At 71.6% G+C, this 23659-nt stretch carries 19 protein-coding genes; 7 read left to right on the plus strand and 12 right to left on the minus strand.

Features of this window, described 5'->3' with window-relative positions; all coding sequences use genetic code 11:
- Positions 1 to 24 precede the first annotated feature (24 nt).
- From ngcE to ACTMSW_RS24395, 4 genes are all read left to right on the plus strand, one after another.
- A complete protein-coding gene (gene ngcE / locus ACTMSW_RS24380) occupies positions 25 to 1428 on the plus strand; it encodes an N-acetylglucosamine/diacetylchitobiose ABC transporter substrate-binding protein (RefSeq protein ID WP_441183006.1) in 1404 nt (467 codons plus the stop codon).
- A gap of 23 nt (positions 1429 to 1451) precedes the next feature.
- Positions 1452 to 2393 carry a carbohydrate ABC transporter permease gene (locus ACTMSW_RS24385; protein ID WP_441183007.1) on the plus strand — a complete coding sequence of 314 codons (942 nt, stop codon included), beginning with the start codon at positions 1452 to 1454 and terminating at the stop codon, positions 2391 to 2393.
- Positions 2394 to 2562: 169 nt separating this feature from the next.
- Positions 2563 to 3363: a carbohydrate ABC transporter permease gene (locus ACTMSW_RS24390; RefSeq protein WP_441183122.1), complete on the plus strand. Its 801-nt coding sequence runs from the start codon at positions 2563 to 2565 to the stop codon at positions 3361 to 3363.
- A gap of 172 nt (positions 3364 to 3535) precedes the next feature.
- Positions 3536 to 5218 (plus strand): bifunctional 3'-5' exonuclease/DNA polymerase, encoded by a 1683-nt coding sequence (locus tag ACTMSW_RS24395; RefSeq protein WP_441183123.1) that lies wholly within the window; start codon positions 3536 to 3538, stop codon positions 5216 to 5218.
- A 134-nt stretch (positions 5219 to 5352) separates the two neighbouring features.
- On the opposite strand, the gene ACTMSW_RS24400 is transcribed toward ACTMSW_RS24395, so the two are convergent.
- The 6 genes from ACTMSW_RS24400 to ACTMSW_RS24425 form a co-directional block, all read right to left on the minus strand.
- Positions 5353 to 6312: an alpha/beta hydrolase family protein gene (locus ACTMSW_RS24400; RefSeq protein WP_441183008.1), complete on the minus strand. Its 960-nt coding sequence runs from the start codon at positions 6310 to 6312 to the stop codon at positions 5353 to 5355.
- A gap of 80 nt (positions 6313 to 6392) precedes the next feature.
- Positions 6393 to 6911 (minus strand): N-acetyltransferase family protein, encoded by a 519-nt coding sequence (locus ACTMSW_RS24405; RefSeq protein ID WP_441183009.1) that lies wholly within the window; start codon positions 6909 to 6911, stop codon positions 6393 to 6395.
- A gap of 232 nt (positions 6912 to 7143) precedes the next feature.
- A complete protein-coding gene (locus tag ACTMSW_RS24410) occupies positions 7144 to 7812 on the minus strand; it encodes a DUF4386 domain-containing protein (RefSeq protein ID WP_441183010.1) in 669 nt (222 codons plus the stop codon).
- Positions 7813 to 7895: 83 nt separating this feature from the next.
- Positions 7896 to 8123, minus strand: coding sequence for a helix-turn-helix transcriptional regulator (locus ACTMSW_RS24415; RefSeq protein WP_441183011.1), 228 nt, complete (start codon positions 8121 to 8123; stop codon positions 7896 to 7898).
- Positions 8123 to 8620, minus strand: coding sequence for a hypothetical protein (locus tag ACTMSW_RS24420; protein ID WP_441183012.1), 498 nt, complete (start codon positions 8618 to 8620; stop codon positions 8123 to 8125). Before ACTMSW_RS24420 ends, ACTMSW_RS24415 begins: the two co-directional genes overlap by 1 nt.
- A 251-nt stretch (positions 8621 to 8871) precedes the next feature.
- Entirely contained in the window at positions 8872 to 9924 is a 1053-nt protein-coding gene (locus ACTMSW_RS24425) for a hypothetical protein (RefSeq protein ID WP_441183013.1), read from the minus strand.
- A gap of 614 nt (positions 9925 to 10538) precedes the next feature.
- Between ACTMSW_RS24425 and ACTMSW_RS24430 the strand changes: the two genes are divergently transcribed.
- A complete protein-coding gene (locus ACTMSW_RS24430; protein WP_441183014.1) occupies positions 10539 to 13745 on the plus strand; it encodes a BTAD domain-containing putative transcriptional regulator in 3207 nt (1068 codons plus the stop codon).
- A 190-nt stretch (positions 13746 to 13935) separates the two neighbouring features.
- Here the strand turns inward: ACTMSW_RS24430 and ACTMSW_RS24435 are convergent, their stop codons facing one another.
- Positions 13936 to 14862 carry an alpha/beta hydrolase gene (locus ACTMSW_RS24435; protein ID WP_441183015.1) on the minus strand — a complete coding sequence of 309 codons (927 nt, stop codon included), beginning with the start codon at positions 14860 to 14862 and terminating at the stop codon, positions 13936 to 13938.
- 401 nt (positions 14863 to 15263) lie between these two features.
- Here ACTMSW_RS24435 and ACTMSW_RS24440 point away from each other — a divergent pair, with 401 nt between their 5' ends.
- The gene (locus ACTMSW_RS24440; protein WP_441183016.1) at positions 15264 to 15857 is read left to right on the plus strand and encodes a nucleotidyltransferase family protein; all 594 of its coding nucleotides are present in this window, start codon (positions 15264 to 15266) and stop codon (positions 15855 to 15857) included.
- Between the two features lies 1 nt (position 15858).
- Here the strand turns inward: ACTMSW_RS24440 and ACTMSW_RS24445 are convergent, their stop codons facing one another.
- From ACTMSW_RS24445 to ACTMSW_RS24455, 3 genes are all read right to left on the minus strand, one after another.
- Positions 15859 to 16749: an amidohydrolase family protein gene (locus tag ACTMSW_RS24445; RefSeq protein WP_441183124.1), complete on the minus strand. Its 891-nt coding sequence runs from the start codon at positions 16747 to 16749 to the stop codon at positions 15859 to 15861.
- A gap of 20 nt (positions 16750 to 16769) precedes the next feature.
- Entirely contained in the window at positions 16770 to 17579 is an 810-nt protein-coding gene (locus tag ACTMSW_RS24450) for a metal-dependent hydrolase (protein ID WP_441183017.1), read from the minus strand.
- Between the two features lie 102 nt (positions 17580 to 17681).
- A complete protein-coding gene (locus tag ACTMSW_RS24455; protein ID WP_441183018.1) occupies positions 17682 to 19403 on the minus strand; it encodes a protein kinase domain-containing protein in 1722 nt (573 codons plus the stop codon).
- A 197-nt stretch (positions 19404 to 19600) separates the two neighbouring features.
- Here ACTMSW_RS24455 and ACTMSW_RS24460 point away from each other — a divergent pair, with 197 nt between their 5' ends.
- On the plus strand, positions 19601 to 19963 hold the full coding sequence (locus tag ACTMSW_RS24460; RefSeq protein ID WP_441183019.1) for a YybH family protein: 363 nt from the start codon (positions 19601 to 19603) through the stop codon (positions 19961 to 19963).
- Between the two features lie 28 nt (positions 19964 to 19991).
- On the opposite strand, the gene ACTMSW_RS24465 is transcribed toward ACTMSW_RS24460, so the two are convergent.
- Positions 19992 to 21803 carry a protein kinase domain-containing protein gene (locus ACTMSW_RS24465; RefSeq protein WP_441183020.1) on the minus strand — a complete coding sequence of 604 codons (1812 nt, stop codon included), beginning with the start codon at positions 21801 to 21803 and terminating at the stop codon, positions 19992 to 19994.
- Positions 21804 to 22192: 389 nt separating this feature from the next.
- Positions 22193 to 23524, minus strand: a complete 1332-nt coding sequence (locus ACTMSW_RS24470; RefSeq protein WP_441183021.1) for a glycosyltransferase family 4 protein — start codon at positions 23522 to 23524, stop codon at positions 22193 to 22195.
- Positions 23525 to 23659: the final 135 nt, after the last annotated feature.

Genomic DNA, 23659 nt, shown 5'->3' on the forward strand with positions numbered 1-23659 from the left:
CCCGAATCCCAAGGAGAGTCGCAGATGTCTGTTACCCCCGAACTCGACCGCCGCACCCTGCTGCGCCGCGCGGCGGCGGCGGGTCTGCTCGTCACCCCGGCCGCCGGCCTGCTCAGCGCCTGCGCCGGCAGCGAGCCGACCAAGTCCGACGACTCCGGTGCCGCGAAGAGCAAGGACAACCCGTTCGGCCTGAAGGAAGACAGCGCCGTCAAGGTGGTCATCTTCAACGGTGGTCTCGGTGACGCGTGGGCCAAGGAAGACCAGGTCATCTTCAAGGCCAAGCACCCGAACGTCACGGTCAACATGAGCTCCACCCAGAAGATCAAGACCGAAGAGCAGCCGAAGATGGCGACGCAGCCGAGTGACCTGGTCATGAACTCGGGCGCCGACATGATGGACATCAGCACGCTCATCAACGAGGGTGCGATCGAGCCGCTGGACGACCTGCTCACCGCGCCTGCCTGGGACAGCGAGGGCACCGTCGGGGACTCGCTGCTGCCCGGTACCGCCGTGGACGGCACCTACCAGGGCAAGTTCTACGTGTTCAACGTGGCCTACACGGTGTGGGGCAACTGGTACAACGGCGCCCTGTTCGCCAAGGAGGGCTGGACGCCGCCGAAGACGTTCGATGAGTTCTTCGCGCTCGCGCCGAAGATCAAGGCGAAGGGCATGGCACCGTACGTCCACGACGCCGTGCACGGCTACTACCCGCGGTGGGCGATCATGGCCACCGTCTGGAAGTCCGCCGGCAAGCAGGCGGTCGTCGACATCGACAACCTGAAGGAGAACGCCTGGAAGGCCGACGGCGTCCTGCCGGCCATCGAGGTCTGGGAGAAGATGGTCAAGGACAAGCTGCTGCTCCCGGGCAAGCTCGACCACACCCAGTCGCAGCAGGCGTGGTTGGACGGCAAGGCCGCGTTCATCAACGTGGGCACCTGGTTGAAGAACGAGATGGCGTCGACCATCCCGCCGGGCTTCGAGATGAAGCTGTCGGACTACTGGGGCCTGGGCGCCAGCGACAAGGCCCCGAAGGACGTCTACGCCGGCGCCGGTGAGGGCTTCGTCGTGCCGAGCAAGGCGCCGAACAAGGCGGCGGCCAAGGAGTTCCTGCGGGCCGTGGCGTCCAAGGCCGGCTCGGCGAAGTTCGCGGAGCTGACCAAGTCGCTGGCCTCCACCAAGGGCTCCGGCGACAACGTGCAGGACTCGGCGATCGCCACCGCCAACGAGGTCATGAAGAACGCCGGTCCGGACCTGATCTCGATCAAGCTGTGGAACTTCTACGCCGACCTGGACAAGGAGAGCCAGAACCTCTCCGCCGAGCTGATGGCCGGCCGGCTCACCGCGAAGCAGTTCGTCGACAAGATGCAGGCGGCCGCCGACAAGGTCGCCAAGGACTCGTCGATCAAGAAGCAGACCCGCACCGCCTGACCCGAGCGAAAAGAGTGAGTCCCATGCGGCACGGTGTCGCGCGCTTCGTCACGGGCTTCCTGGCCCTGCCCGTTGCGCTGTACCTCTTCTACGTGGTCTGGCCCTTCGCCCAGGCGGCCGGGTACTCGCTGACCGACTGGGGAGGCTACTCCGACCGGCAGCAGTTCGTCGGGCTGGACAACTACGTCCGGCTGTTCTCCGACGAACTGATCAGGAAGGCGTTCTGGCACAACGTGTTCTTCCTGGTCACCGTGCCGCTGTTCACGATCGCGCTGGCCCTGTTCCTCGCGTTCCTGCTCAACGTGGGCGGACGCGAGGACAGGGCCGGCATCCGGGGCGTCTTCGGCTCCAGCCTCTACAAGGTGATCTTCTTCTTCCCCCAGGTGCTGTCCCTGGTGGTCATCGCCGTCATGTGGCAGCAGATCTACCGGGCCGACAGCCAGGGTCTGATCAACGGTCTGCTCATGAAGATCGGGCTGGTCGACGCCGACAACCCGATCGCCTTCACCAACGACCCCGAGCCGTTCCTCGGCGTACCGGCGGTGCTGTGGTGGTTGCTGATCATCGCGGTGTGGAGCGGCGCCGGGTTCTACATGGTGCTCTTTTCCGCGGCCATGCAGTCGATCCCGAAGGACATCTACGAGGCGGCGCTGCTCGACGGCGCGGGTCGCTTCCACACGTTCTTCCGGATCACCCTGCCGCTGCTGCGGGACACCGTCTCGGTGGCCTGGGTGTACCTGGGCTTCATCGCCCTGGACATGTTCGCCCTGGTGTACGTCATGACGCCCAGCCAGGGTGGTCCCAACCACGCCAGCGAGATCTTCGCCTCGGTGATCAACTTCAATGCGTTCCAGAAGGGCCAGTTCGGCTACGCCTGCGCGATCGCGGTGGCACTGGCGATCTTCACGATCCTGCTGGCGGCCCTCCAGCTCCGCATCACCCGCCGTGAGCGGATCGAGTACTGAGGAGGCCTGGACGATGAGCACGGTGACACACAGCTCCGACCGGACCCGACCCGCCGCTCCGCCGCCGGCCGGCGCCGTACCGGGCCGGGGAACCGAGTCCGCCGCCAACGGCTTCGGATCCCGGATCTTCAACGGCTTCTCCCACCTGTTCCTCGTGGTGTGGGCGGTCATGGTCGTCTACCCGCTCCTGTGGGTGGTGATGTCGGCCCTCAAGACCGACCCCGAGGTGATCCGCCAGCCGCTGTCGCTGATCCCCGAGTCACTCCAGTGGGACAACTTCGCCCGCGCCTGGACCTCGGGCATCGACAGCTTCTTCCTGAACACCCTGATGGTGCTCGTCGGCAGCGTCTTCCTGACCATGCTGCTGGGATCCATGGCCGCGTACGTCCTGGCTCGCTACGAGTTCCCGGGCAACCGGCTGATCTACTGGATGTTCCTGTCCGGGCTGACGCTGCCGATCTACCTCGCCGCGGTGCCGCTGTTCAAGGGCGTCTACAACACCGGCGTGGTGCTGCCGTTCCTCGGCCCGAACAAGCACGTGATGCTGATCCTCGTCTACGTGGCCTGGTCGTTGTCGTTCACGGTCTTCTTCATGCACTCGTTCTTCCGGACGCTGCCGAACGCGATCGCCGAGGCGGGCATGGTCGACGGCGCGTCGCACACCCGGCTGTTCTTCAGCGTGATGCTGCCGATGGCCAAGCCGGGGCTGATCAGCATCGGCATCTTCAACGTGCTCGGGCAGTGGAACCAGTGGTACCTGCCGACCCTGCTCATGCAGTCGGTCTCCGGGGAGCCGAAGAACCAGGTCATCGCGCAGGGCCTGATCGAGCTGTCGGTCAACCAGGGCTACAAGTCCGACTGGTCCGGGCTGTTCGCCGGGGTGACCATGGCGATGCTGCCGGTGCTCATCGTGTACGTCGTCTTCCAGCGGCAGGTGCAGTCCGGCCTCACCGCCGGCGTCAGCAAGTAGGCACCGCCCCGTCCCCCCGGGCGCGCCGCGCGCCCGCCCGCCCCGTGGTCCATGCAGTTTCACGGAAAGAGTGGCCATTCCCCCGGGAATGGCCACTCTTTCCGTGAAACCGGCCCCGTTCCCGCGTGGGGGTGGGGGTGGGGGGTGGGGAGTGTCGGACTGGCGGGGGAGAATGATGTTCGTGCTGGTGGCGGTGGTGGTGGACGAGGTTGGCGGGGGAGTGGTGCAACCCCTCGACCCGACCGGCCGTCCCGTCGGTCCCGCCGAGGCGGTCACCGACCTCGCCGCCGCCGTGGCCGCCCGCGAGCACGACGGGCGTCCGCGCTGGGTGTGGGCCTCCGGTGCGGCGGTCTACCCCCCGCTGCTGCGGGCGGGCGTGCGGGTCGAGCGGTGCCACGACGTCGAGTTGACCGAGGCGCTGCTGCTCGGGCACGCCGGCCGCTGGGGCGAGCCCCGGTCGTTCGCCGCCGCCTGGGCCCGGCTCACCGGCGCGCCGGTGCCGGCCGATCCGCCGCCGCGCCCGGCGGCGCCGCCCGGCCACGGCCAGGACGCGCTCTTCGACGCCCCGTCCGGTCCGCCGGGGCCGGGCATCGAGGCGCTGACGCGGGTGTACGCCGACCAGCTTGCCCGCATCGCCACCACGGAGCATCCCGGCCGGTTCCGGTTGCTGGTCGCCGCCGAGTCGGCCGGTGCGCTAATCGCCGTGGAGATGGGGGCCGCCGGCCTGCCGTGGCGGGTCGACGTGCACGACGCGCTCCTCGCCGACCTGCTCGGGGAGCCGTCCCCGGTCGGCGGCCCGCCGCGCCGGCTGGCTGAGCTGGCCGGGCGGATCGCGGAGGCCTTCGGCGTACGACAGCTGCACGCCGACTCCCCGGCGGAGCTCGTGCGGGCCTTCGCCCGGGTGGGTGTGGAGGTGCCGAACACGCGGGCCTGGGTGCTGCGCGGGGTGGATCATCCGGCGGTGCCGCTCGTCCTGGAGTACAAGGAGCTCTACCGGATCTGGACGGCGCACGGCTGGGCCTGGCGCGACGCCTGGGTCCGCGACGGCCGGTTCCAGCCGGAGTACGTGCCGGGTGGGGTGGTCTCCGGCCGGTGGGCCACCCGGGGCGGTGGGGCGTTGCAGATCCCCAAGGTGATCCGGCGGGCCGTGGTGGCCGACCCGGGCTGGCGGTTCGTCGTCGCCGACGCCGGCCAGTTGGAGCCCCGCGTACTCGCCGCGGTCTCCGGTGACGCCCGGCTGGCCGCCGCCGGTGGGGCGGGGGACCTCTACGCGGCCCTGGCGAAGGACGCCTTCGGCGGTGACCGGGCCCGGGCCAAGGTGGCCCTGCTCGGCGCGATGTACGGGCAGACCGGCGGCGCGGCGGTGCCGGCGCTGGCGGTGCTGCGGAGCAACTACCCGACGGCGTTCGGGTACGTCGAGGCGGCGGCCCGCACCGGGGAGGCCGGCGGACTGGTGCGGTCGTGGCTGGGGCGGACCTGCCCACCGGGCACGGCCGGGTTCGGCGACGAGGGGCAGGGCGACGTCGACGGCGGCGGGGACCCGCAGTCGCCCCGGGCTCGTGCGGCCCGGTCACGGGGGCGGTTCACCCGCAACTTCGTCATCCAGGCCACCGCCGCGGAGTGGGCCTCGACGTTGCTCGCCGTCCTGCGCGGCGAGTTGGCCGGCACCGACGCGGAGCTGGTGTTCTTCCAGCACGACGAGGTGGTGGTGCACTGCCCGGCGGAGCAGGCCGAGGTGGTGGCGGAGGCGGTGACCGGCAGCGGACGGCGGGCGTCGGCGCTGCTGTTCGGTGATACTCCGGTGCGCTTCCCGCTGGACCTGTCCATCGTGGAGAGTTACGCCGACGCCGCGTGACACCGAGCGGGAACGGCGCGGAGCGTGGTCACGGCTTCCCCCGCTGCGGCCACCACCCCGCTGCCCAGCATCAAGGCCAGCGGATGTGCGCGTCGTGACCGGATCCTGTACCCCAGCCGCTGATGCGGAGAGGGTCAGTCCGTGCGGACCGTCACCACACCGTCCCGTGAGCCACCGACGCGGTAGATCAGGCTGCGGGCGATCAGGTCGTCCTGGATCTGGGCGCGCAACCACAGGCCGCTCCACCGGGCCACCTCGGTGGTCGCGCGCTCCTGCGACAGCGTCGGGGGAACCGGATCAGGTGCCCCGCCCGGCGGGTTCGCCGTGTCGGTGATGCCGTAGTGGTTGGCTCCGGCCACGGTGATCAGTGCCCGCGGTCGCTCCAACGACTGGTACGTCGTGTCGGCCTCGATGGGTGGGGCGACTCCGTCCAGGGTTCCCTGGACCAGAGCTACGGCGACCCCGGTGGTGTCCACGTCGGTGTCGAGGCGGGTTCCGGTCGCCAGGTTGGTCCCGTAGAACGCGGCGGCGGTCAGGGCCGGTGGACGGGTGTAGGGGCCGTCGCAGATCGGCGGCGGACACACGCCCGACGCGGCGAACAGGCCGACGGCCCCGCCGAAGGAGTGTCCGACCAGGGCGAGGTGCGCGGTGTCGACGACCCGGTACAGCGGCGAGGTCGGGTCGGTGTCCTGGGCGAGGACCTCGGCCAACACGTTCGGCACCACGGTGGGCGAGGTGAACAGGCCGCCTGGCGGAAAGGGGCCGCCCGGAGCGCGCACGTGGTTCGGGATCACCACGACGAATCCCATCCGGGCCAGTTGCCGGCCGAGACCCGAGTACTGCGCCTTGTCGACGTTGGCGCCCTGCAGCACCGCGACGACCGGGAAGGCGTCACTGAGCAGCGGACGCAACCGTCCCGGCACGGATGGGTGGTAGACATCGGCGGCGTCGCCGTTGGGCAGCGTCGAGGCGAACACCGCGACCGGTAGTCGAGAGGCGACTCGTGTCTGCGCGGCGGCAGGAGGGGCCGATACGGCCAGCATGCTGGCGACCAGGGCGAAGAGGCAGGTGGCGCGGCGAACTGAGAACCTCATTCGACCCCTTTTGACGAGTCGGTGCGAAACGGGCTGGCGCACCGCCGGGCATCCGAACACATCGACAGGCTACCCACCCGTCACGTCCGCAGGAAGTGCGGACGGCCCGGATCATTCCGGTCGGACAGTGCAGGATGGCCGGCTGGTGGCGGAGCGGTCGGGGTCGGCTCGCGCACCATGAACACGTCCACCGGATCCTCGGTCTCGACGGTGAATCCGTGTCGCTCGTACAGTCGCCGGGCCGCACTGCCCTGCAGCACGTTCAGCCGGACGCGGATGCCATCGCGGTCGCACTGCGCCAACAGCTCGCGGAGCACGGCCGCACCGATGCCGCCGCCCTGGAGGTGCGGGGCCAGGTAGAAGTGCTCCAGCACGTGGGCGTCGTCGGCCGGCCGCAGCGACACGCAGCCGGCGATCGCGCCGCCCACCTCGATCACCCAGGTGTGTGCCACCACGAATCCGTCGCGCAGCCGCTGCCGTACCCGCTGCTCGTCGTATCGTCCGAGCCGCTCCAGGTCGGACCGCAGCACCACGGCGCGCAACTCGGCCACCGCCTCGACGTCCGCCGTCGATGCGGGTCGAATCCTCCAGACCGTCATGATCGCCAAACCACTCGTGCTGATCCTCTCGCTCCGGAAACCGTCGGGTGACCGTTGGCTGTTCTGGCCTTCATGCGCTCGTTCGCCGGCTGCTGCTGCTGCCGCTCGCGCCGAGACCTCCTCCGCCGCCCCGGGGCACGGGGCTCTGTCGTCCTGGCCGTCATCGTGCGGCCCCCTCCCGCCGGTCGGCCCCCGCCATCGTCGTTGGTGCCCCGCACCGCCGGGCACCGGCTCAGGTCAGCGCCATCTTGCGGCTGGTCGGTGGCCGACCGTCTGCGACGGCATCGTCCGCGACGCCCTTGATGAGCAGGTAGCCGACCATCCAGAGCTCGCCGATCGTGGCGGGCACGGTGAGCGCGTAGACGGCGCTGGGATCGTCGGAGGTGAGGGAGGCGAGGAGAACACTCAGGATGTATCCGATGCCACCGCCGATGAGGATCCAGCCGAGTGGCCGGGGCATGTAGCCGGAGCGGCCGGCGAGCCATCCCATCGGGATCAGCCACAGCCCGAAGAACAGGCCGGCGAGGCTGAGGGCGGCAGCGTTGAGGTCGTAGAGCAGCAGCGCGTCGCCGGCCGATGTGGTGTCGGCACGCAGGGCCACGTCTAGTGCCGTGGCCGAGCCGGCGGTGGCCACGAGGATCACCACGGCGTTCACGAGCCCGAATGCCGCGATCGAGCCGGCGGCGACGGGGTGGACCGGCCGGAACAGCTTCCAGAACGCCACCGCGGTGACGGTCTGCGTGAGCACCACGGCGATGTCCGTGACGATGCCGAGACGGGCGAGCCCCTCGTGCGCGACGAGGTTCGCGGCGGTCCGCGTGGCGTCGCCGGGCACGTGGAGATGCCCGCGGAACACGAGGAAGCTGAGCATGCCGGAGATCGCCAGACCGAGGTATGCCAAGCCGGTGAGTCGAGCCGTGCGTTTCAGGTTGGTCGTCAAGATCGCCTCCGGAACAGTGAGGGGTGGGTAGATGGCGTGACGCGTCAGTCCTGCGGCGCCTCGTACTGGAAGACCGCGTCCAGCGGCAGGCCGAAGACCCGCGCGATCTGAAAGGCCAACTCCAGCGAGGGGGAGTAGCGACCCTGTTCGATCGCGATCACCGTCTGGCGGGTGACGCCGAGGCGGCGGGCGAGGTCGGCCTGGGTCATCGCGTTGGCGTCCGAGCGCAGTGCGCGGATCCGGTTGGTGACCCGGGTGGGCTTGGGAGGCATCAGAAGCCTCGTCGGTACAGGCTGATCTTCGTGATGGCCTCCACGACCGCGCCGACGGTGCCGAAGAGGAAGAGCAGGTTGCCGATCCAGAAGGTGTCGGCCCCGAGCATCGCCAGGACGAGGGCGCCGCCGAATCCGACGCTGATCACGCGCATCGAGGCCCGCCAGCCGAGCCGGCCGATCTCCCGGTCGCGGACGTCGGAGGTCACCTCGCCACGGCCCGCCGGCGAACACCCGCCGCGCCGGCTGGCTTCGGCGGCGATCGTGGACACGATCGTGAGCAGGACCGTGCCGGCGACGGCCAGCCCCATGGTCCACAACATGGGACCCACCCAGGAGATCTCCGCGGCCGGCCGCGACAGCAGGCGGGAGACCATGAGGGCGACGTAGGCGCCCGAGGACACGACCACGGTGGCCACGGAGCACCAGACGGCGCGCTCGTTGAGGGTCATCCGGACCGGCTCGTCGTCGTCGAGGCGCGGCTCTGCTGCGATCACGATTCCTCCAATGTCAAAAAGTTTTGACATTGCCAGTGTGTGGCAGGCCCTGCGCCAAGTCAAATATTTTTGACATCGTCCGGTGCGCCGGGGGCCCTCGATCCGGGTCGGTGATCGGGGTGGTGAAGTTGACTCGTGGTGTCCAGGCTGCCCGGGCCTGCGCCATGTCAGCGGCGTCACCGGCCCGTTGGGAACGGGCCGGTGACGCCGGGAGCCCGGCTGCCGGACCGACGTCCGGCAGCCGGTGCGGATCAGCTTCCTTCCCAGCCAGTGATCTTGAAGGTGCCCCGGTTGCCGCTCCACCAGGAGCGCGCAGTCACGGGCCCGATGGAGGTCATGGTGAGGGGGCGGACCGTGGCGTTGCCGCGGTACGGCTCGCGTACGACCCGGATCTTGCCGGTGACGTTACCGCGTAGTTCGGCGACGAAGCTGTCGACATCGTAGGGGTATGTGTTGTCCTTGACCGAGGTCATCGAGAACGTGCCGTCGATCGTGCCACTCACGAAGGCGCAGCTGAAGCTGTACCGCGAGGTCTTCGCGTCAAGGGCGACGCCGGTCACCGTCGGGCAGACCTGTGCGCCGACCAGCTCGGGCTTGCTGTTGGTGATCCATTTCGGCTGGGGGTCGCCCTGGCAACACTTGATCGCCGAGAAGTGGGTATCGCTCCATCCCAGTCCCTGAAAGCGCAGGCCGATGCCGGTGGGCTGGTAGAGGGTTGTCGTGCGCCACCCGCCGCAGAGGTCGTTACCGTTGCCTCCACCGGGTACGGCGGTACAGCGCCGCGCCTTCAGGTGGTGCCTGTTACCGACGGTGTAGCCGAAGATGTCGAACCCTCGTCGTGGCTCGAGTCTCGGGCCGTTGACCGAGAAGGAGAAGGTGGAGGTCGCTCCACGGCTGGACGACCGCGACACGGTGGTCGACAGGGATCCCGACAGTTCCGCCCGACCGCCGACGCCCTGGTTCTCCTCGACCCGGACGGTACGGGAGACGCCGACCTCGGCCAACGCGCCGGCCTCGCCGTCGACGCCGACCGCCCAGTCGACGACACCCGTGGCGGACGTGGAGTCCTCGGTTCGCCACTCGCTGACGATGGTGCGTACCACCGGCTGGGGTTGGGTCACCTCTCCCACCGGCCTGACCCGGTAGAGCAGTTCCTCGGCCCCCTGCGGCACACCGACCTCGGTCCTCACCTTCTGGACCTGCCAGTAGATGATGGGGTCGGCGGCGGCCGGAGTGGCAACGAGGCTGGAGCCTGCCGCGACCACAGCGATGATTATCGCGGCCTGGAGCCTTCTTCGTGGCATGATGTGAACCTTTCGCTGGTACGTCTGTCTCCACCTCGCGTGCTGCGTGCGGAGGGTCAGAGGGTTCGGCAGTCCGACGGCGTTGTCGGACGGCTGAGGTGCTGATGGTTCAGGTCGGAGCGACGGCATTCGGCAGTGCCGGATGCCTCCGTCGTGCCCTGTGGCCGGACGCGGCCACCGCGCTGGCCCGCCGCCGCGACGTAGGCAGCCCTCCGTCGTCCCGCTGGTCCGGTGCATGGGTTTCCGACGCCCGCCTCGTTGGCTTGAGTCACCCGGCTGCAGGTGCTACCCGGTTGTCGCTGCGATCACGATGAGCGTCGCGCAGCCCACTCACGAATCACTCACAGGCGTCGCTGTGGTGATCATCGCCGGCGATGCGGCGTGCGCGATCACGGTCTCCGGCGGACGTGCGGCCGGGTGTGGAGGCTGTGTGGAATCTGCGGGTCGCTCACCTCGCGCACGCATACGACAACCGGCAAGATGGCCCTGTGGCCGGCGTGACACCCCTCGGCTCCGCAGTGCAGGCTGATCACGTCGAGATCCGCCTTCTCGGCCCGCTGGAGGTTCTTCGTGGGCCCCAGCCCGTGGCCCTCGGTGGTCGACACCAACGGGCTGTGCTCGGCTACCTGGCTCTGCACCACCCCCGTGCCGCCTCGGCTGAACGGCTGATGGAGGTGGTGTGGCCGGGTGTGCCGGCGGAGCGCGCCCGCCACTCGCTGCACCAGCGGATCCACGAACTACGCAAGCGGCTGGTACGGGAGCCGACGGGCGCCGACCCCGGCCAGGAGATCGACCTGCGCTGGGACAGCGCGTCGGCGGGATACCGCCTCGTTCTACCACCCGGCCGGCTCGACGCCGACACCTTCGGGTCTCTGCTGTCGACCGCCCGGGCGCATGCCACCCGGGCTGACCTCCCCGCAGCAGTGAGCACACTGGGCCGGGCGATCCGCCTGTGGCGCGGGCCTGTCCTCGACGGAATTCCCGCGCTCCAGGATCTCGCGGAGGTCTGCGTGTTGGAGGAGCAGCGACGGGTGGCCCAGGAACTGATGTGGGAGTGGAGCCTGCGGTTGGGACACCATCCCGAGATCGTCGCCGAGTTGGAGGCCGCAGCCCGGGCGGAACCGCTTCGCGAGCGCACACAGGGGCTGCTGTTGCTGGCCCTCCGGCGCTGCGGTCGCCACGCCGAGGCGCTGGCATCCTACGCCCGGTTCCGGGCTGTCGTACGGGACGAACTTGGTACCGAGCCCGGGACGTGGTTGCGCGGGATCCACCAGGCGCTGCTGGAGAACGGTGACGAACCAGGCCGCCTCGCCGGTGCAGCTCCTCCGCGCACCGTCGGGGCGTCGAGCTTCGTCGGGCGGCAGAGCGAACTCGCTCTCCTGACCGGAACGGTACGGCGGGTGGTCGACGGTGGTGCCGGGCACCTCGTGACCGTCGTGGGCGAACCGGGCATAGGAAAGTCGCGCTTGGTCAAGGAGTTGCTCGGTGGTCTGCCCGCGGGGGTGGAGGCGGTGTGGACGGCCAGGTGCCGCCCCGAGCCTCCGCCGAGCGCCTTCGCTCCGCTGGCCGAGATGTTCGCCGCGGAGTCGGGGATCCTGGTGTCAGATGCTGCCCAGGAGGCGACGGCCAAGGCCAGCCGATTCCTCGCCGGATCCCGGGGAATCGGATCGTCCTCACTTCTCACCGCGGCGTTGGACATCGGCGATGAGAGCAACCGCGTCGACGGCAGCGACGTGAGGCACGCCTGGCTGCAGATCCTCCGCGCGACCGCCGAACGCCCCGCCGTGCTCGTTGTCGAGGACATCCATTGGGCTCGTTCCGAGCTGCTCGACTTCCTCGAAGACCTGGTGTTCGTCATCGGAGACCGCCCGCTACTGCTGCTGTGCACCAGCCGACCCGACCTTGTCACGGTTCGACCCACCTGGGCCGCGGGCAGCGCGAACGCGACATCCATGACACTTGCCGGCCTCGACGAGTCCGCCGCCCGGCAGATCGTCTCCCCACTCCTTTCCGTCGCCTCCGAGGAGGCGGTGGTCCGGGTCCTCCGCCAAGCGGCTGGCAATCCGCTGTTCCTGGAGCAGTTGGCCCGGACGATCGACCGTGACGGCGATGACGGCACCGCACTACCGTCCGCGCTCGAAGACGTCATCAGCAACCGCTGGGCGACACTGTCCGGCACCGAGGCGACGGTGCTCCGCGCGGCCGCCATCCTGGGCGACACCGTGTGGACAGGGGCGGTTCAGGCTGTGGTCGAATCCATCGAGCCCGGTTCTTGTGATGTCTCCCGCCTGCAGAGGGCGATGCGTCTCCTGTGCCGCCTCGGCTTCCTGCGGCGCAGTTGGCACTCGACCATCACCGGCGAGGAGCAGTTCACCTTCACGCATGCCGCCCTGCGCCGGGTCGGCTACCTCGCTCTCGACGACCTGGTCCGTGCCGCCGGCCATCACGCCGCCGCCCGGTGGTGGGACGCACTGCCACACGGCCGAGGTGTGACGCTGGGCGAGATCGCCCACCATTTCGAGCAGGCCGTCCGGGCCTGCGGCGACCAGATGGACGATCTGCTCCGCCGTCAGGCTACCGAGGCGATCCGGGCGGCGGGGGTGTTCGCCCTGGCCCACGGCGACCACGCCGCGGCCATGCAGCGCCTGCGCTGCGCCGCGACACTGGTGCCGGAGAGCAGTCCCGAGCGCGCCCGTGTCCTGCTGGATCTCGGGGAATCCCTCTACCACCACGGCGTCGGCGGAGATGCCGTGCTGCGCGAGGCCTGCGACCTGCTCGTCCGTCTTGGAGACCTCGCCGCGGCGGCCAAGGCCGAACTGGTCCTGGGGTGGCTCGCCTGGGCCAGGGGGGACGGCCGCGCCGCCCTGCGCCAGATACGGCACGCCGTCAGGCAGACCATGGCCCAGCCCGCGTCGGCTTCGACGCTGCGGATCCTGTCGGTCGGCTCGGCGCTACTGGCAATCGGTGGCGACATCCCACTCGCCACGTCCGCAGCCGCACTCGCGTACGAGCAACACGATCAGGGCGCCGACCCTCAGCCCTCGGTCCTGGCCCACCGCGGCATCGTGGGCATCCAGATGGGGGAGCGGCGGGCACTCCAGGACCTTCAGGACGCCGAAGCCCTGGCCCGGCGCCACGACTTGGCCGTACCGTTGTCGTTCACGTTCAACGCCATCTCGTACCACTGGGTCTTCGGTGACCTCCTGGCAGCGCAGCACCTCCTGCGCGACACGGTTGGCGTTGCCGGCGACCGTCGAACGGACAGCGACGACGCGTGGCTCGCCGCGCTGCGGCTGATGCACCGGTACTGGGCCGGCGACCTCACCGAGCTCAGGGACGAGTTGATCGCGTTCGCTCCTCGAGGACACCAGTTGGACTCCGACCTTCTGCGCGTACGGGCCCTGCTGCACGCTCGGTGCGGCGACCACGCGGCGGCTGTCGCCGACTGCGACGCTGCCGTCGAGGCCGCCGAGCGCGGCGGCGCGATCATCAAAATCTTCTCGGCCCACTGCTGCCGACTGTCCATCCGTCCCGAGCTGGCCACCGATCCCGTCGGTGAGCTTCTCGCCCTGCCCCGACCCTTCGTCCACCCCGCCGAAGCCGGCATTCACCTGGCGAGAGTCTTGAAGCGATCTGGTGACAGCACCGCGCTCAACCGGTTCGGCTTCGTATCCACGCCCTGGGTACAAGCCGCCGCCGCCTACCTGGACGACCGACAGGAACAAGCGCGTTCCCACTACCTGGCCATCGGATCGACGCCCGACGCCGACTTCGCCGCCCGCCCAGCCGTCGTCGCTCTGGCGGGTCGTTTCGCGGGCTGATCCCGGCGCAGGATGCTGCCAGCTATCGCGGTCGGCGCGGGCTCCGCACTGAGGGCCGTCGGGACCGACTCTGTTTCCCCTCGCGGTGCCGGCGATTCCGGCTCCGCGACAGGGGGTGTCGGGTGAGGGCCCCCACCCGCGCCGGTCCGCCGTGACGGCCCGAGTTCGGCCGCGGGTGAGATCCGTCGGGTCAGTGGCGGATTCGGGACAGCCAGGCCAGGACGCGTTGGGCCGACTGCTCGCCTTCGGCGGTCAGCGGCCGGCCCGGTTTCTTCGCCCGGTCGAAGGAGTGTCCGACACCCTGGACGACGACCACCTCGGCATCCCTGCCGGCTGCGGTCAGTGCGTCGCCGAAGCGGCGGGTCTGCGCCACCGGCGCCACGGTGTCAGCGTCGCCGTGGACCAACAGCGCCGGCCCGCTCGCCCGCGCCGCCTGGGCGGTCGCGTCGGCCTGCGTCCAGCGTCGACGTACCGCCGGGGCGGTGCTGTCGCGCGGACCACCGTAGTAGGGCTCGGGGTTGAGCATGCCACCGTTGTAGCCGCCGTAGAAGCCGACCAGCCCGGCAAGGCGGGTCGAGACGCCGGGCCACGCGCCCTGAGCCGGGAACGCACGGGTGTCGGCGGTCACCAGCATCAGCCCGGCCAGCCGCGCCCCGGCGGAGGTGCCGAGCATGACGATTCGGTCGGGGTGCACCCCGATCGTGGGGGCCTTCATCCGGACCCACTGGATGGCCGTCTTGACGTCCTGCTCCGGGCGGGGGAACACCGGCGGCTCCACCGTCTGCGGGTCGTACAGCGTGTAGTCGATCGACAGGGTCGGGTACCCGGCGGAGCCGAGCCGAGCCGACCAGGCCGCCATGTGTGTACGGCTGCCCTGCACCCCACCCCCGCCGTGCACCAGGATGACCAGCGTGTCCCGCTGCTCCGCCGGCCGGCACAGGTCACCGACCTGCGGCTCGGTGTCCACCGGGGTGTAGGTGACGGTACGGCACACGGCACGTCCGGGCAGGGCGGCCTGTACGCTGCCCTGCCCGCTCACCGGTGGCACCGGACCGGACCGCCGGTCCGCGGCGACCGCCACCCCGCCACCGCTGGCCAGCGCCAACACCAACGCCACCACAGCGCCCCGATACCGTCGCGTGCCCGTCGTCCCTCCGGTCGTCACTGCGTCGGACGCGAGGCTAAGACCGGTCGGTAAGCGCACCACCTCGGCAACGTTCGAGCGAGGTAAGCAGGGGACACGAACAGCTCCGTGAGTCAGCCGGCGGTCGGCAGGAGCGCGGCCACGCTGCTACTCGGCGAAACGTTCACGCGGAAAGGGCTGCGCCGCCGGCGGCTCTGACCGTCGAATTGACCGGAGGGCACCGGATGGCATAGATGCGTAATCGATGCGATTTGCCCCGCTACTCACGTCCCGCCGCGTTCGTTGCAACCGGTGTGCGTAGGACGGGACGGACGGGCGCCAGAGTGCCGGCCCGTCCCACTGTGGAGGGGGCCCAGCTGAACCGGATCGCAGGAATGATCATCGCCGCGGGCGGGGGACGCCGCATCGGCGGACCGGAGGCCCTGCTGCACCAGGGGGAGAAGCCCCTGGTGAACCAGATGATCGACACGATGACCGAGGCGGGCTGCGAGCGGATCGTGGTCGTCCTGGGCGCCGCGGCCGACCAGGTCCGCGAGACGGCGGACCTGACCCGGGCCACGGTCGTGGTCAACCGCGCGTGGGGCACCGGGGTCGGCTCGTCCATCCGGGCCGGCCTGTCCGCCCTCGACGACGAGGGGATCGAGGCGGTGGTGGTGGTCCCCGTCGACATGCCGGGCCTGACCACCGCCGCGGTACGCCGGGTGGCCGCGCTGCCGTACCCGGACGTGCTGGTCTGCGCCACCTACGCCGGGCTGCGCGGCTACCCGATGCTCTTCGGTCGCCGGCACTGGTCCGGCATCGCCACCCTGGCCAGCGCCGACGTGGGCGCCCGGCCGTACCTGTTGGCGCACAAGGACCAGATCGTCGACATCGCCTGCGACTCCGTGGCCGACGGCAGCCGGGTCGACAGTCCCGAGCTGATGGCGTTGTACGGCCTGACCGTCCCGCCGCAGCGCGTCGGCGTCTGAGCTACCCGTCCAGGTCGAACAGGGCGGCGGCGTTGTGCCAGCAGACCGCGCGCAGCCAGTCGTCGCCCAGGTCGAGCCGGGCCAGCCCGGTGAGCTGGTCGGCGTACGGGTAGGGGATGTTCGGGAAGTCGCTGCCCAGCAGCACCTTGCCGGCCAGCCCCAGCGCGCGCAGCCGGGGCAGCTCGTCGGCGGGGAACGGCACGAACTGGTCGAAGAACGCGGTGAACGCCATCGTCGTGTCCAGGCACACCCGCTCGTGGGACTCGGCGAGGTCGAGGAACGCGCCGTAGTCCGGTGCGCCCATGTGCGCCACCACCGCGGTGAGCGTCGGGTGCCGGGCGAGCAGGGCGGCGAACGGATCGGGTCCGGTGTGGTCGGTGCCGACCGGCGCGTGTCCGACGTGCGTGACCACCGGGACGCCCGCGTCGGCGAGCATCCCCCAGACCCGGTCCAGCGCCGGGTCGGTCAGCGCGAAGTTGCCCACCTGCACGTGCACCTTGAACACCCGGGCGCCGGCGTCGAGGGCGTCGGCGACGTACCGCTCGGCCTCCGGCTCGGGGAAGAACGTCGCCGAGGGCAGACATCCCGGCGTGGCCGCGGCGAACTCCAGCGTCCACCGGTTCAGCTCCGCCGCCATGCCGGGCCGGTGGGCGTACGCGAGGGCACTGAACGCCCGTACGCCGAGCCTGCCCAGGTGGGCGACCCGCTCGGCGTCGCTCCACCGGTACCGGATCGGCCACTCGGTGCCGACCAGGGGCCCGGCCGCGTCGAAGTACGCCCAGACCCGCCGCAGCAGTCGCGGCGGCAGGAAGTGCACGTGCACGTCGGCGAGCCCGGGCAGGCCGAGAGCCCGCCAGAACGCGGGCACCTCGGCGTCGGCCGCTGGCGGCAGGTGGGCGTCGGTCACCGGGATCACACGTCGATGTTGAAGCGTTGCAGGACCGACGGAGCGACCAGCCCGAGGGTGGCGAGCACGGAGACGATCGTCAGCGCGGTGCGGACCACCACCACCTCGGTCTTGCCACCGGCCCGCAGGGCGATACGGTCGGGCAGGCTGATCATCGTCCACATGCGTCGCTTGATCGGGATCGGCCAGAGGATCGGCACCCCGGCCCGGGTGATCATGTCCCCGATGATGTGCACGAAACAGCCCACCCCGACGGCCAGGCCGATCATCGGATAGCCACGGTCACCGGGCAGGTTGGCGAAGGTGAACCAGGCCGCGGCGGCCGAGGCGAGGGTGACGATGACCCAGCCGGCCCGCTCCGCCCACTCGTCGAACAGGCCGCGCAGGGCCAGGCCGAACATGAAGAACAGGATGCCGATCACGGCCCACTTGCCGTACGCGGCGCAGAGCGCGGTGGTGCCCCAGCCGACCAGGGCGGTGAACGGCAGTGTGTGGGTCAGCGTGCGGTGGCCGTTGTTGCGGCGGGGATCCCTGCTCAGCTTCGTCGCGTAGTAGACGCCGAGCGAGACCTTCTCCGTCACCTCGGCGATGAACAGCGAGAACACGCCGAACGTGCGGGCCACGGTGGCCCCGCCCTGGTTGCGGGTCACCTTGCCGGACAGGTCGAGGTCCGGGAAGAGCGCCCCACCGGCGCACACCGCCGTGCCGACGGCGATCGCCAGCGGTGACTGCTCGTAGTCGTAGAAGTGGTCCAGCGCCCACGACCCGGACAACCACACCGCCGCGCCGGACAGCGCGTGGGACGGTCCCATCATGTCGGTTCACCCTTCCCGGGGATCTTGAGCGCCAAAACTACGTCACTGTAGTTCGGCGTGTCGGCGCAGGGGCATCGCCCGGTCGGTCCACTGGGGAACCCCTCAGGGCAACGGTGTGAAGCTCTGCCGGATCATCAGGAAGAACTCCCGGTTGATCCCCCAGTCGAACTCCCTCGTCAGCCAGGAGACGGTGTACGCGCGATCGGTGGAGGTGTTCGCCAGGAGCCGGGCGGTCTGGACGCGATCCCCGGCGGCGTTGGTCCACGCGCACTCCCACAGGGCCGCCCCGCCGAACATGTCCAGGGCCGAGATGTCCACCTTCCGGTAGTCGCGCAGCGCGCTGTCGCCCGCCGTGAGCCGCCGCTCCTCCGACCGCCACCACGCGACCGGGTCGGCGCGACGCGGGCCGCCCTCCACGCTGAGGACGCGCGGGCCGCCCGGTTCGCGGAAGCAGGTCGCCGACCCCTCCGTCCAGCGCAGCCAGGCCACCGGCGCGGCGATCCGCCAGCCGGCCGGGTCCTCGTGCCACGTCCAGTTGTCGACCAGCCGCAGCGCTCCGGGCGGCGGCGGCCTCGACGGGACGGGCGTCGCCTCGGGCGGTGGCGGGGTGGAGCAGGCGAACGCGGCGGGCCGGGGTGCCGACGAGCCCGCGCCCGACCCGGGGGAGGGCGTCCTCGGGTCGTCCGGCCGAGCCAGCGCGACGCCGATCCCCGCCGCGACGAGCAGCGTGGCGGCGGCGCTGCCGGCCACGAGCCACCGCCGTCGCCGCCGTGCCGGTCCGGTGCCGGCCGCTCCGGTCGGCTCGTCCCGGGCGGCCGGAGGGCCGGGGGCGGTCGGCTCGTCGTACCCGATGGCGTCGCGCTCGGTGGGCTCGTCGCGCCCGGTCGTGTCGTCGCGCCCGGTCCGACGGTCGTGGCCGGCCGGCGCCGGGACGCGGGTGGCGGGACGGGCCACCGGGGGCGCCGCGCCCGGACCCGTGGGGGGCAGGTCCGGACCGACCGGGCGGTCGTGGTCGGCCGCCGCCGCGAGCAGCAGAGGCTCGGCCTCAGCCGCGGTCAGGCGCCGCCACGGGTCGCGTTGCAGCAGCCCGGCCAGCACCGGACGCAGCGGCCCGGCCCGGCGCATGAGGTCGGGCGGTTCGGTGGCCAGCGCGCTGAGCGTGGCCATCGTGTTCGCCCGGGCGTACGGGGACTGCCCCTCGACGGCGGCGTAGAGCGTGGCGCCCAGCGACCACAGGTCGGTGCGGGGGTCCGAGACGCCGTCGCGGGCCCGTTCCGGGGCGACGTACTGCGGTGAGCCGAGCACCATGCCGGGACCGGTCATCGCGCCGTCGCCGCTTTCGAAGGCGGCCAGCCCGAAGTCGGTGAGCACCACCCGTCCGTCGTCGGCGACCAGCACGTTGTGCGGCTTCACGTCGCGGTGCAGCACTCCGGCGGCGTGCGCGGCCCGCAGCGCGGCCAGTACCGCCAGGCCGATCCGTGCGGTACGCCGGGGATCCAGGGGGCCTTCGGTGGTGAGGATCTGCTGGACGGAGCGGGACCGGACGTACTCCATGACGATCCACGGGCTGCCTCCGTCGTGGACGACGTCGTACACCCGCACCACGTTCGGATGGGTGAGTCGGGCGGCCGTGCGCGCCTCGCGCAGGGTCCGCAGCCGCAGCTCCGCGCGCTCGGATTCGGCGAGCCAGGTCGGCGGGACGATCTCCTTGACCGCGACGTCCCGGTGCAGCATCTCGTCCCGGGCCAGCCAGACCCGGCCCATTCCGCCGGTGCCGACCAGGTCGAGCAGCCGGTACCGGCCCGCGATCAGCCCATCGCGCACGCGCGCTCCCCCTCGGTCACCCCGAGTCACACGATAGTCAGCATTCCGGAATATCTCATCCGCCGTCCATCGTGTCGTCGCCTGCTCACGCGGGGACGCTCCCGGTCTGGCAGTCGCACCGTTGCTCCGGTCTCGCACAATGACCGGATGAACCAGCGCAGGACGGCCCGCGCCGCCACCCGTGGGAGATGCAGGCGATGACCAGCGATGATGTCCGGAAGCGAGCTGAGCAGCCAGAAGATCTCAGCCGGTTCGTCGTGGAGCGGCTCAATGCGGGCGACGTCGACGGTCTGGTGGCTCTGTATGAACCGGACGCGGTGCTCGCGTTGCCGAGCGGCCAGGTCGCCACGGGCAGCAGGGAGATCCGCCAGGCGTATGAGCATCTGGTCGCCGACAAGCCCACCTTCACTCCTGGGCAGCAGCAGCCCACGCTGCGAAACGGCGACCTGGCCCTCACGTCGGTACGCCTGGCCGACGGCGGTGTCACTGTCGAGGTGGCTCGCCGTCAGTCCGACGGCACGTGGTTGTGGGTGATCGACCAGCCCAGCCTGCTGCAATAGGTCGGCCGTCCGCCGTGTCGTGATCGGCTCACGCGGCCGGCCGCAGGCTTGCGCGAATGGTCTGGAACTGCTCCGCCGCCCCGGCCCGGTCGCCGTCCCGGGTGATCCAGCCCAACGTGTGGGAGGTCGCCTCGGTGGGGCCGGTCGACACGACCTGCACGGCGCGCAGCCGGTCGCCGTGCGGTGTGTCCCACTCGCACTCCCACTCCGCCGAGTCGGCGGTCGTGCCGAGCCGAATCTCCGCGTACCCGGGCAGGGTACCCGCCGCCCGCGCGCGATCACGGGCGGCCCGGAGCCGGTCGAGGGCATCGGCCGTGGCGTCGGAGGAGGTGGCCACGCTGAGCGTCCGGCCGGTCTGCGGGTCCTGGTAGCAGGCGACGTCGCCGTCGCGGGAGTGACGCCAGCCGGCCGGCACGGCCACGCGGAGACCGTGGTCGGCGTGCCAGACCCAGCCCGACGGCGGGTGGAAGGACACCTCGGGCGGCGCGGGCGCGGCGACCACGGGGGTGCCGTCGGCGTACGGCCGGACGCAGGGGAAGGGCGGCGGAGGCCGGTTTCCCGGCGGTGGCCGACGTCCGGGGTGCGGGGCGTCCCGCCGGGCCGCCGTGGTGACCCGGGGGTCGCCCGGTGCGGGACCGCGCGGACCACCCGGACGGTCGTGGCCCTTCGGCGGCGGGTGCCCGCCCGGGTCGCCCACCGACCACGTCGCGTCCGGGCCGTTGTCGGGACGATCGGCGACAACCAGCGCGGTGCCCACGCCGGCCGCCGTGGCGACCACGACCGCGACCCCGACCACGACCACCCCCCAGCGCCGCAGCGCCGCGCGGGGGGCGGGGACCGCGTCGCTGCCGCCGCGCCTGCCGGGATCCACCGGGTCGGGTGCGCCCGTGTCCCCGCCCGGGCCGGCGGGCGTCACCGGAAGCCGCCCGCCCTCGGCCGGGGACCCGTCGACGCCGGGCCGGCCCGTGGGGCGGGACAGCGGCACGGTCTCGCCCGCGGCGTCGGCCTCCGTCCGGTCGGAGCCGGGCTGCCCGGCCGCCGTGGTGAGCCGGCGGTGGGTCTCCTCGTGGTCGGTCCGCCGTCGTGGGTCGCGCCGCAGCAGGCCGGCCAGGACCGGGGCCAGCGGACCGGCGTGCGGCGCCGGGTCGGGCGGACCGGCGGCGAGGGCGCTGAGCGTCGCCATGGCGGTGCTGCGGGCGTACGGGGAGCGGCCCTCGACCACGGCGTGCAGCGTCGCGCCCAGCGACCACAGGTCCGCCGCCACACTGGACACGCCCTCGGCGGCGCGCTCCGGGGCGACGTACTGCGGGGAGCCGAGGACCATGCCGGGCCGGGTCATCGCGCCGTCGCCGCCGTCGAACACGGCGAGCCCGAAGTCGGTGAGCAACACCCGCCCGTCGTGGGCGACGAGCACGTTCTGCGGCTTGACGTCGCGGTGCAGGACACCCGCGGTGTGCGCGGCGCGCAGACCGGCGAGCAGCGCCAGCCCGACCGCCGCCGCCCGGTCCGGCGGTAGCCGGCCCTCGGTGTCCAGGACGTCCTGGAGGGTCCGGGACGGGACGAACTCCATCACGATCCACGGGCTGTCGCCGCACCGGACCACGTCGTAGACGCGGACCACGTTCGGGTGGTCGATCCGGGCGGCCGTCCGCGCCTCGCGCAGCGCCCGGGAGCGCAGTTCGTCGCGTTCCTCGTCGGTGAGCCAGCTCGGCGGGACCACCTGCTTGACCGCGACCTCGCGGTGCAGCACCTCGTCCCGGGCCCGCCAGACCCGACCCATGCCGCCGCGCCCGACCAGGTCGAGCAGCCGGTACCGCTCGGCGACCAGCCGCTGCTCCACAGTGATCTCACCCCCGCCCGGCCCGGCGTACACCTTAGTCAGCGGATCGGAAGTCGCCTATCGACCTGCCGGTGCCCGACCGGGCGGGGCCCGGCGGGGAACTGGTGCGTCACGGCGGCATGGACCGGGCCGGGGTGGGGAAGCAGGGAGCCCATGAATGCTGCCGCGTGGGTAGGAGTCCTGTTGGCTGTCTTCGCCGGCGCCTTCGGTGTCCTGTATGCCACGGGGGTGCTACGCCGTCGGCGCTAGGCGATGCCGGGGCGGTGCGGGACGGCGGTTGGGGCACTCGGGAACGGCGGCTACTCCGCCTCCGTTCCCGCTGACAGCGGCAGCCGCCGGAGTCCTGCACCGCGCGGTCCGGGGGCTCGCCGACCATGGACCGAAAAGACCTAGCCGGTGGCGCAGCCGACGGCGAGCAGGTTGCCCTCCGGGATGACGATCGTCTGCCGGCCGCCGCCCAGCCGGGCGGCGACGCGACGGACCTGCACCGGCCCGTGCTCGCGGCGTGCGGTGGCGTACGTGGCGGCGGTCCGGGCCGCGATGGTCGCCCAGCCGTACCGTTCGCCGACCATCGTCCGGGCCCGCCGCGCCACCCGCCGGGCGAACACCTCGTCGCCGAGCAGGCGGCCGACCGCCCCGGCGAGCGCGTCCGGGTCGCTGTGCGGGAACGTCACGCCGGTGACGCCGGGCTCCACGATCTCGGCCAGGCCGCCGGTGCGCGCCACGGCCAGGGGCGCTCCGGCCGCCGCCGCCTCCAGCGCCACCATGCCGAACGGCTCGTAGAGACTGGGCACCACCGTCGCGTCGGTGGCGGCCAGCACCGCCGGCAGCTGGGTGGCGTCGAGGAAACCGGCGAAGTGGACGGACCCGTCGAGGTCCAGGCGCCGAGCCCGCTCGACCAGTTCGTCGCGGTACGGGCCGTCGCCCGCGATCACCACCCGCAGGCCGGGGTGCCGTCGGAGCAGGTGCGGCACCGCGTCGACCAGGTGCTGCACGCCCTTCTCGTAGACCAGGCGGCCCGCGTACCCGACGAGTGGGCCGTCCCCGGCGAACCGGGCGCGGGCGGCGGCGACCGCCCGGGGCCGGGCGCGCCAGGCGCGGTCGTCGACCCCGTTGGGCACCACGTCGACCAGGTCGTCGGGCACGTCGAACAGCCGGACGACCTGGTCCCGCATGTAGCCGGAGCAGGCGATGACCCGGGCCGAGGCGTTGCTCAACCAGTGCTCCACGCCGTGGATCGTGCGGTTCATGTCCTCGGGCAGCCAGCCCTGGTGCCGGCCCGCCTCGGTGGCGTGGATCGTGGTGACCAGCGGCAGGTCCAGGTGCTCGGCCAGCGTGACGGCGGTGTGCGCGACCAGCCAGTCGTGGGCGTGGATGACGTCGTACGCGCCGGACTCGGTGGCCCGCAGTGCCGCCCGGGTCAGCGTGTGGTTGAACGCCATCGTCCAGGCCAGCAACGACGACGTCGCCAGCGGGAACGCCACCGGGTCCTCGGCGGCCCGCAGGATGCGCACGCCGTCGGCGTACTCCTCCAGGGGCGCGCCCTCGGTGTGCCGCGTGACGACGGTGACCTCGTGCCCGGCGGCGGCCAGCGCCACCGACAGGGCGTGCACGTGCCGGCCGAGGCCCCCGACCAGCACGGGCGGGTACTCCCAGGAGAGGATCAGCACGCGCTGGTGCCGGGCGGGGTTGATGTCGATCACGTCGGCGTTCGGTGACATGCGGCCCCCTTGCAGTTGTCTTCCGCGCACGCGCCGACCGGCACCGGCGTCGGTGCCCGTCGGGCGTGCAACTGGATCGGAACCCATCCTGCTGGTATCCGGCTAACCAGCGGAGACGCAACCGTTGCGGTCGTG

Source organism: Micromonospora sp. BQ11 (assembly GCF_052068135.1).
GTDB lineage: Bacteria > Actinomycetota > Actinomycetes > Mycobacteriales > Micromonosporaceae > Micromonospora.

Coding starts and splice junctions, on each gene's coding strand:
- ngcE (WP_441183006.1), top strand. CDS start 25: ATGTCTGTTACCCCCGAACTCGACCGCCGCACCCTGCTGCGCCGCGCG.
- ACTMSW_RS24385 (WP_441183007.1), top strand. CDS start 1,452: ATGCGGCACGGTGTCGCGCGCTTCGTCACGGGCTTCCTGGCCCTGCCC.
- ACTMSW_RS24390 (WP_441183122.1), top strand. CDS start 2,563: ATGGTCGTCTACCCGCTCCTGTGGGTGGTGATGTCGGCCCTCAAGACC.
- ACTMSW_RS24395 (WP_441183123.1), top strand. CDS start 3,536: ATGATGTTCGTGCTGGTGGCGGTGGTGGTGGACGAGGTTGGCGGGGGA.
- ACTMSW_RS24400 (WP_441183008.1), bottom strand. CDS start 6,312: ATGAGGTTCTCAGTTCGCCGCGCCACCTGCCTCTTCGCCCTGGTCGCC.
- ACTMSW_RS24405 (WP_441183009.1), bottom strand. CDS start 6,911: ATGACGGTCTGGAGGATTCGACCCGCATCGACGGCGGACGTCGAGGCG.
- ACTMSW_RS24415 (WP_441183011.1), bottom strand. CDS start 8,123: ATGCCTCCCAAGCCCACCCGGGTCACCAACCGGATCCGCGCACTGCGC.
- ACTMSW_RS24425 (WP_441183013.1), bottom strand. CDS start 9,924: ATGCCACGAAGAAGGCTCCAGGCCGCGATAATCATCGCTGTGGTCGCG.
- ACTMSW_RS24440 (WP_441183016.1), top strand. CDS start 15,264: ATGATCATCGCCGCGGGCGGGGGACGCCGCATCGGCGGACCGGAGGCC.
- ACTMSW_RS24450 (WP_441183017.1), bottom strand. CDS start 17,579: ATGATGGGACCGTCCCACGCGCTGTCCGGCGCGGCGGTGTGGTTGTCC.
- ACTMSW_RS24460 (WP_441183019.1), top strand. CDS start 19,601: ATGACCAGCGATGATGTCCGGAAGCGAGCTGAGCAGCCAGAAGATCTC.
- ACTMSW_RS24470 (WP_441183021.1), bottom strand. CDS start 23,524: ATGTCACCGAACGCCGACGTGATCGACATCAACCCCGCCCGGCACCAG.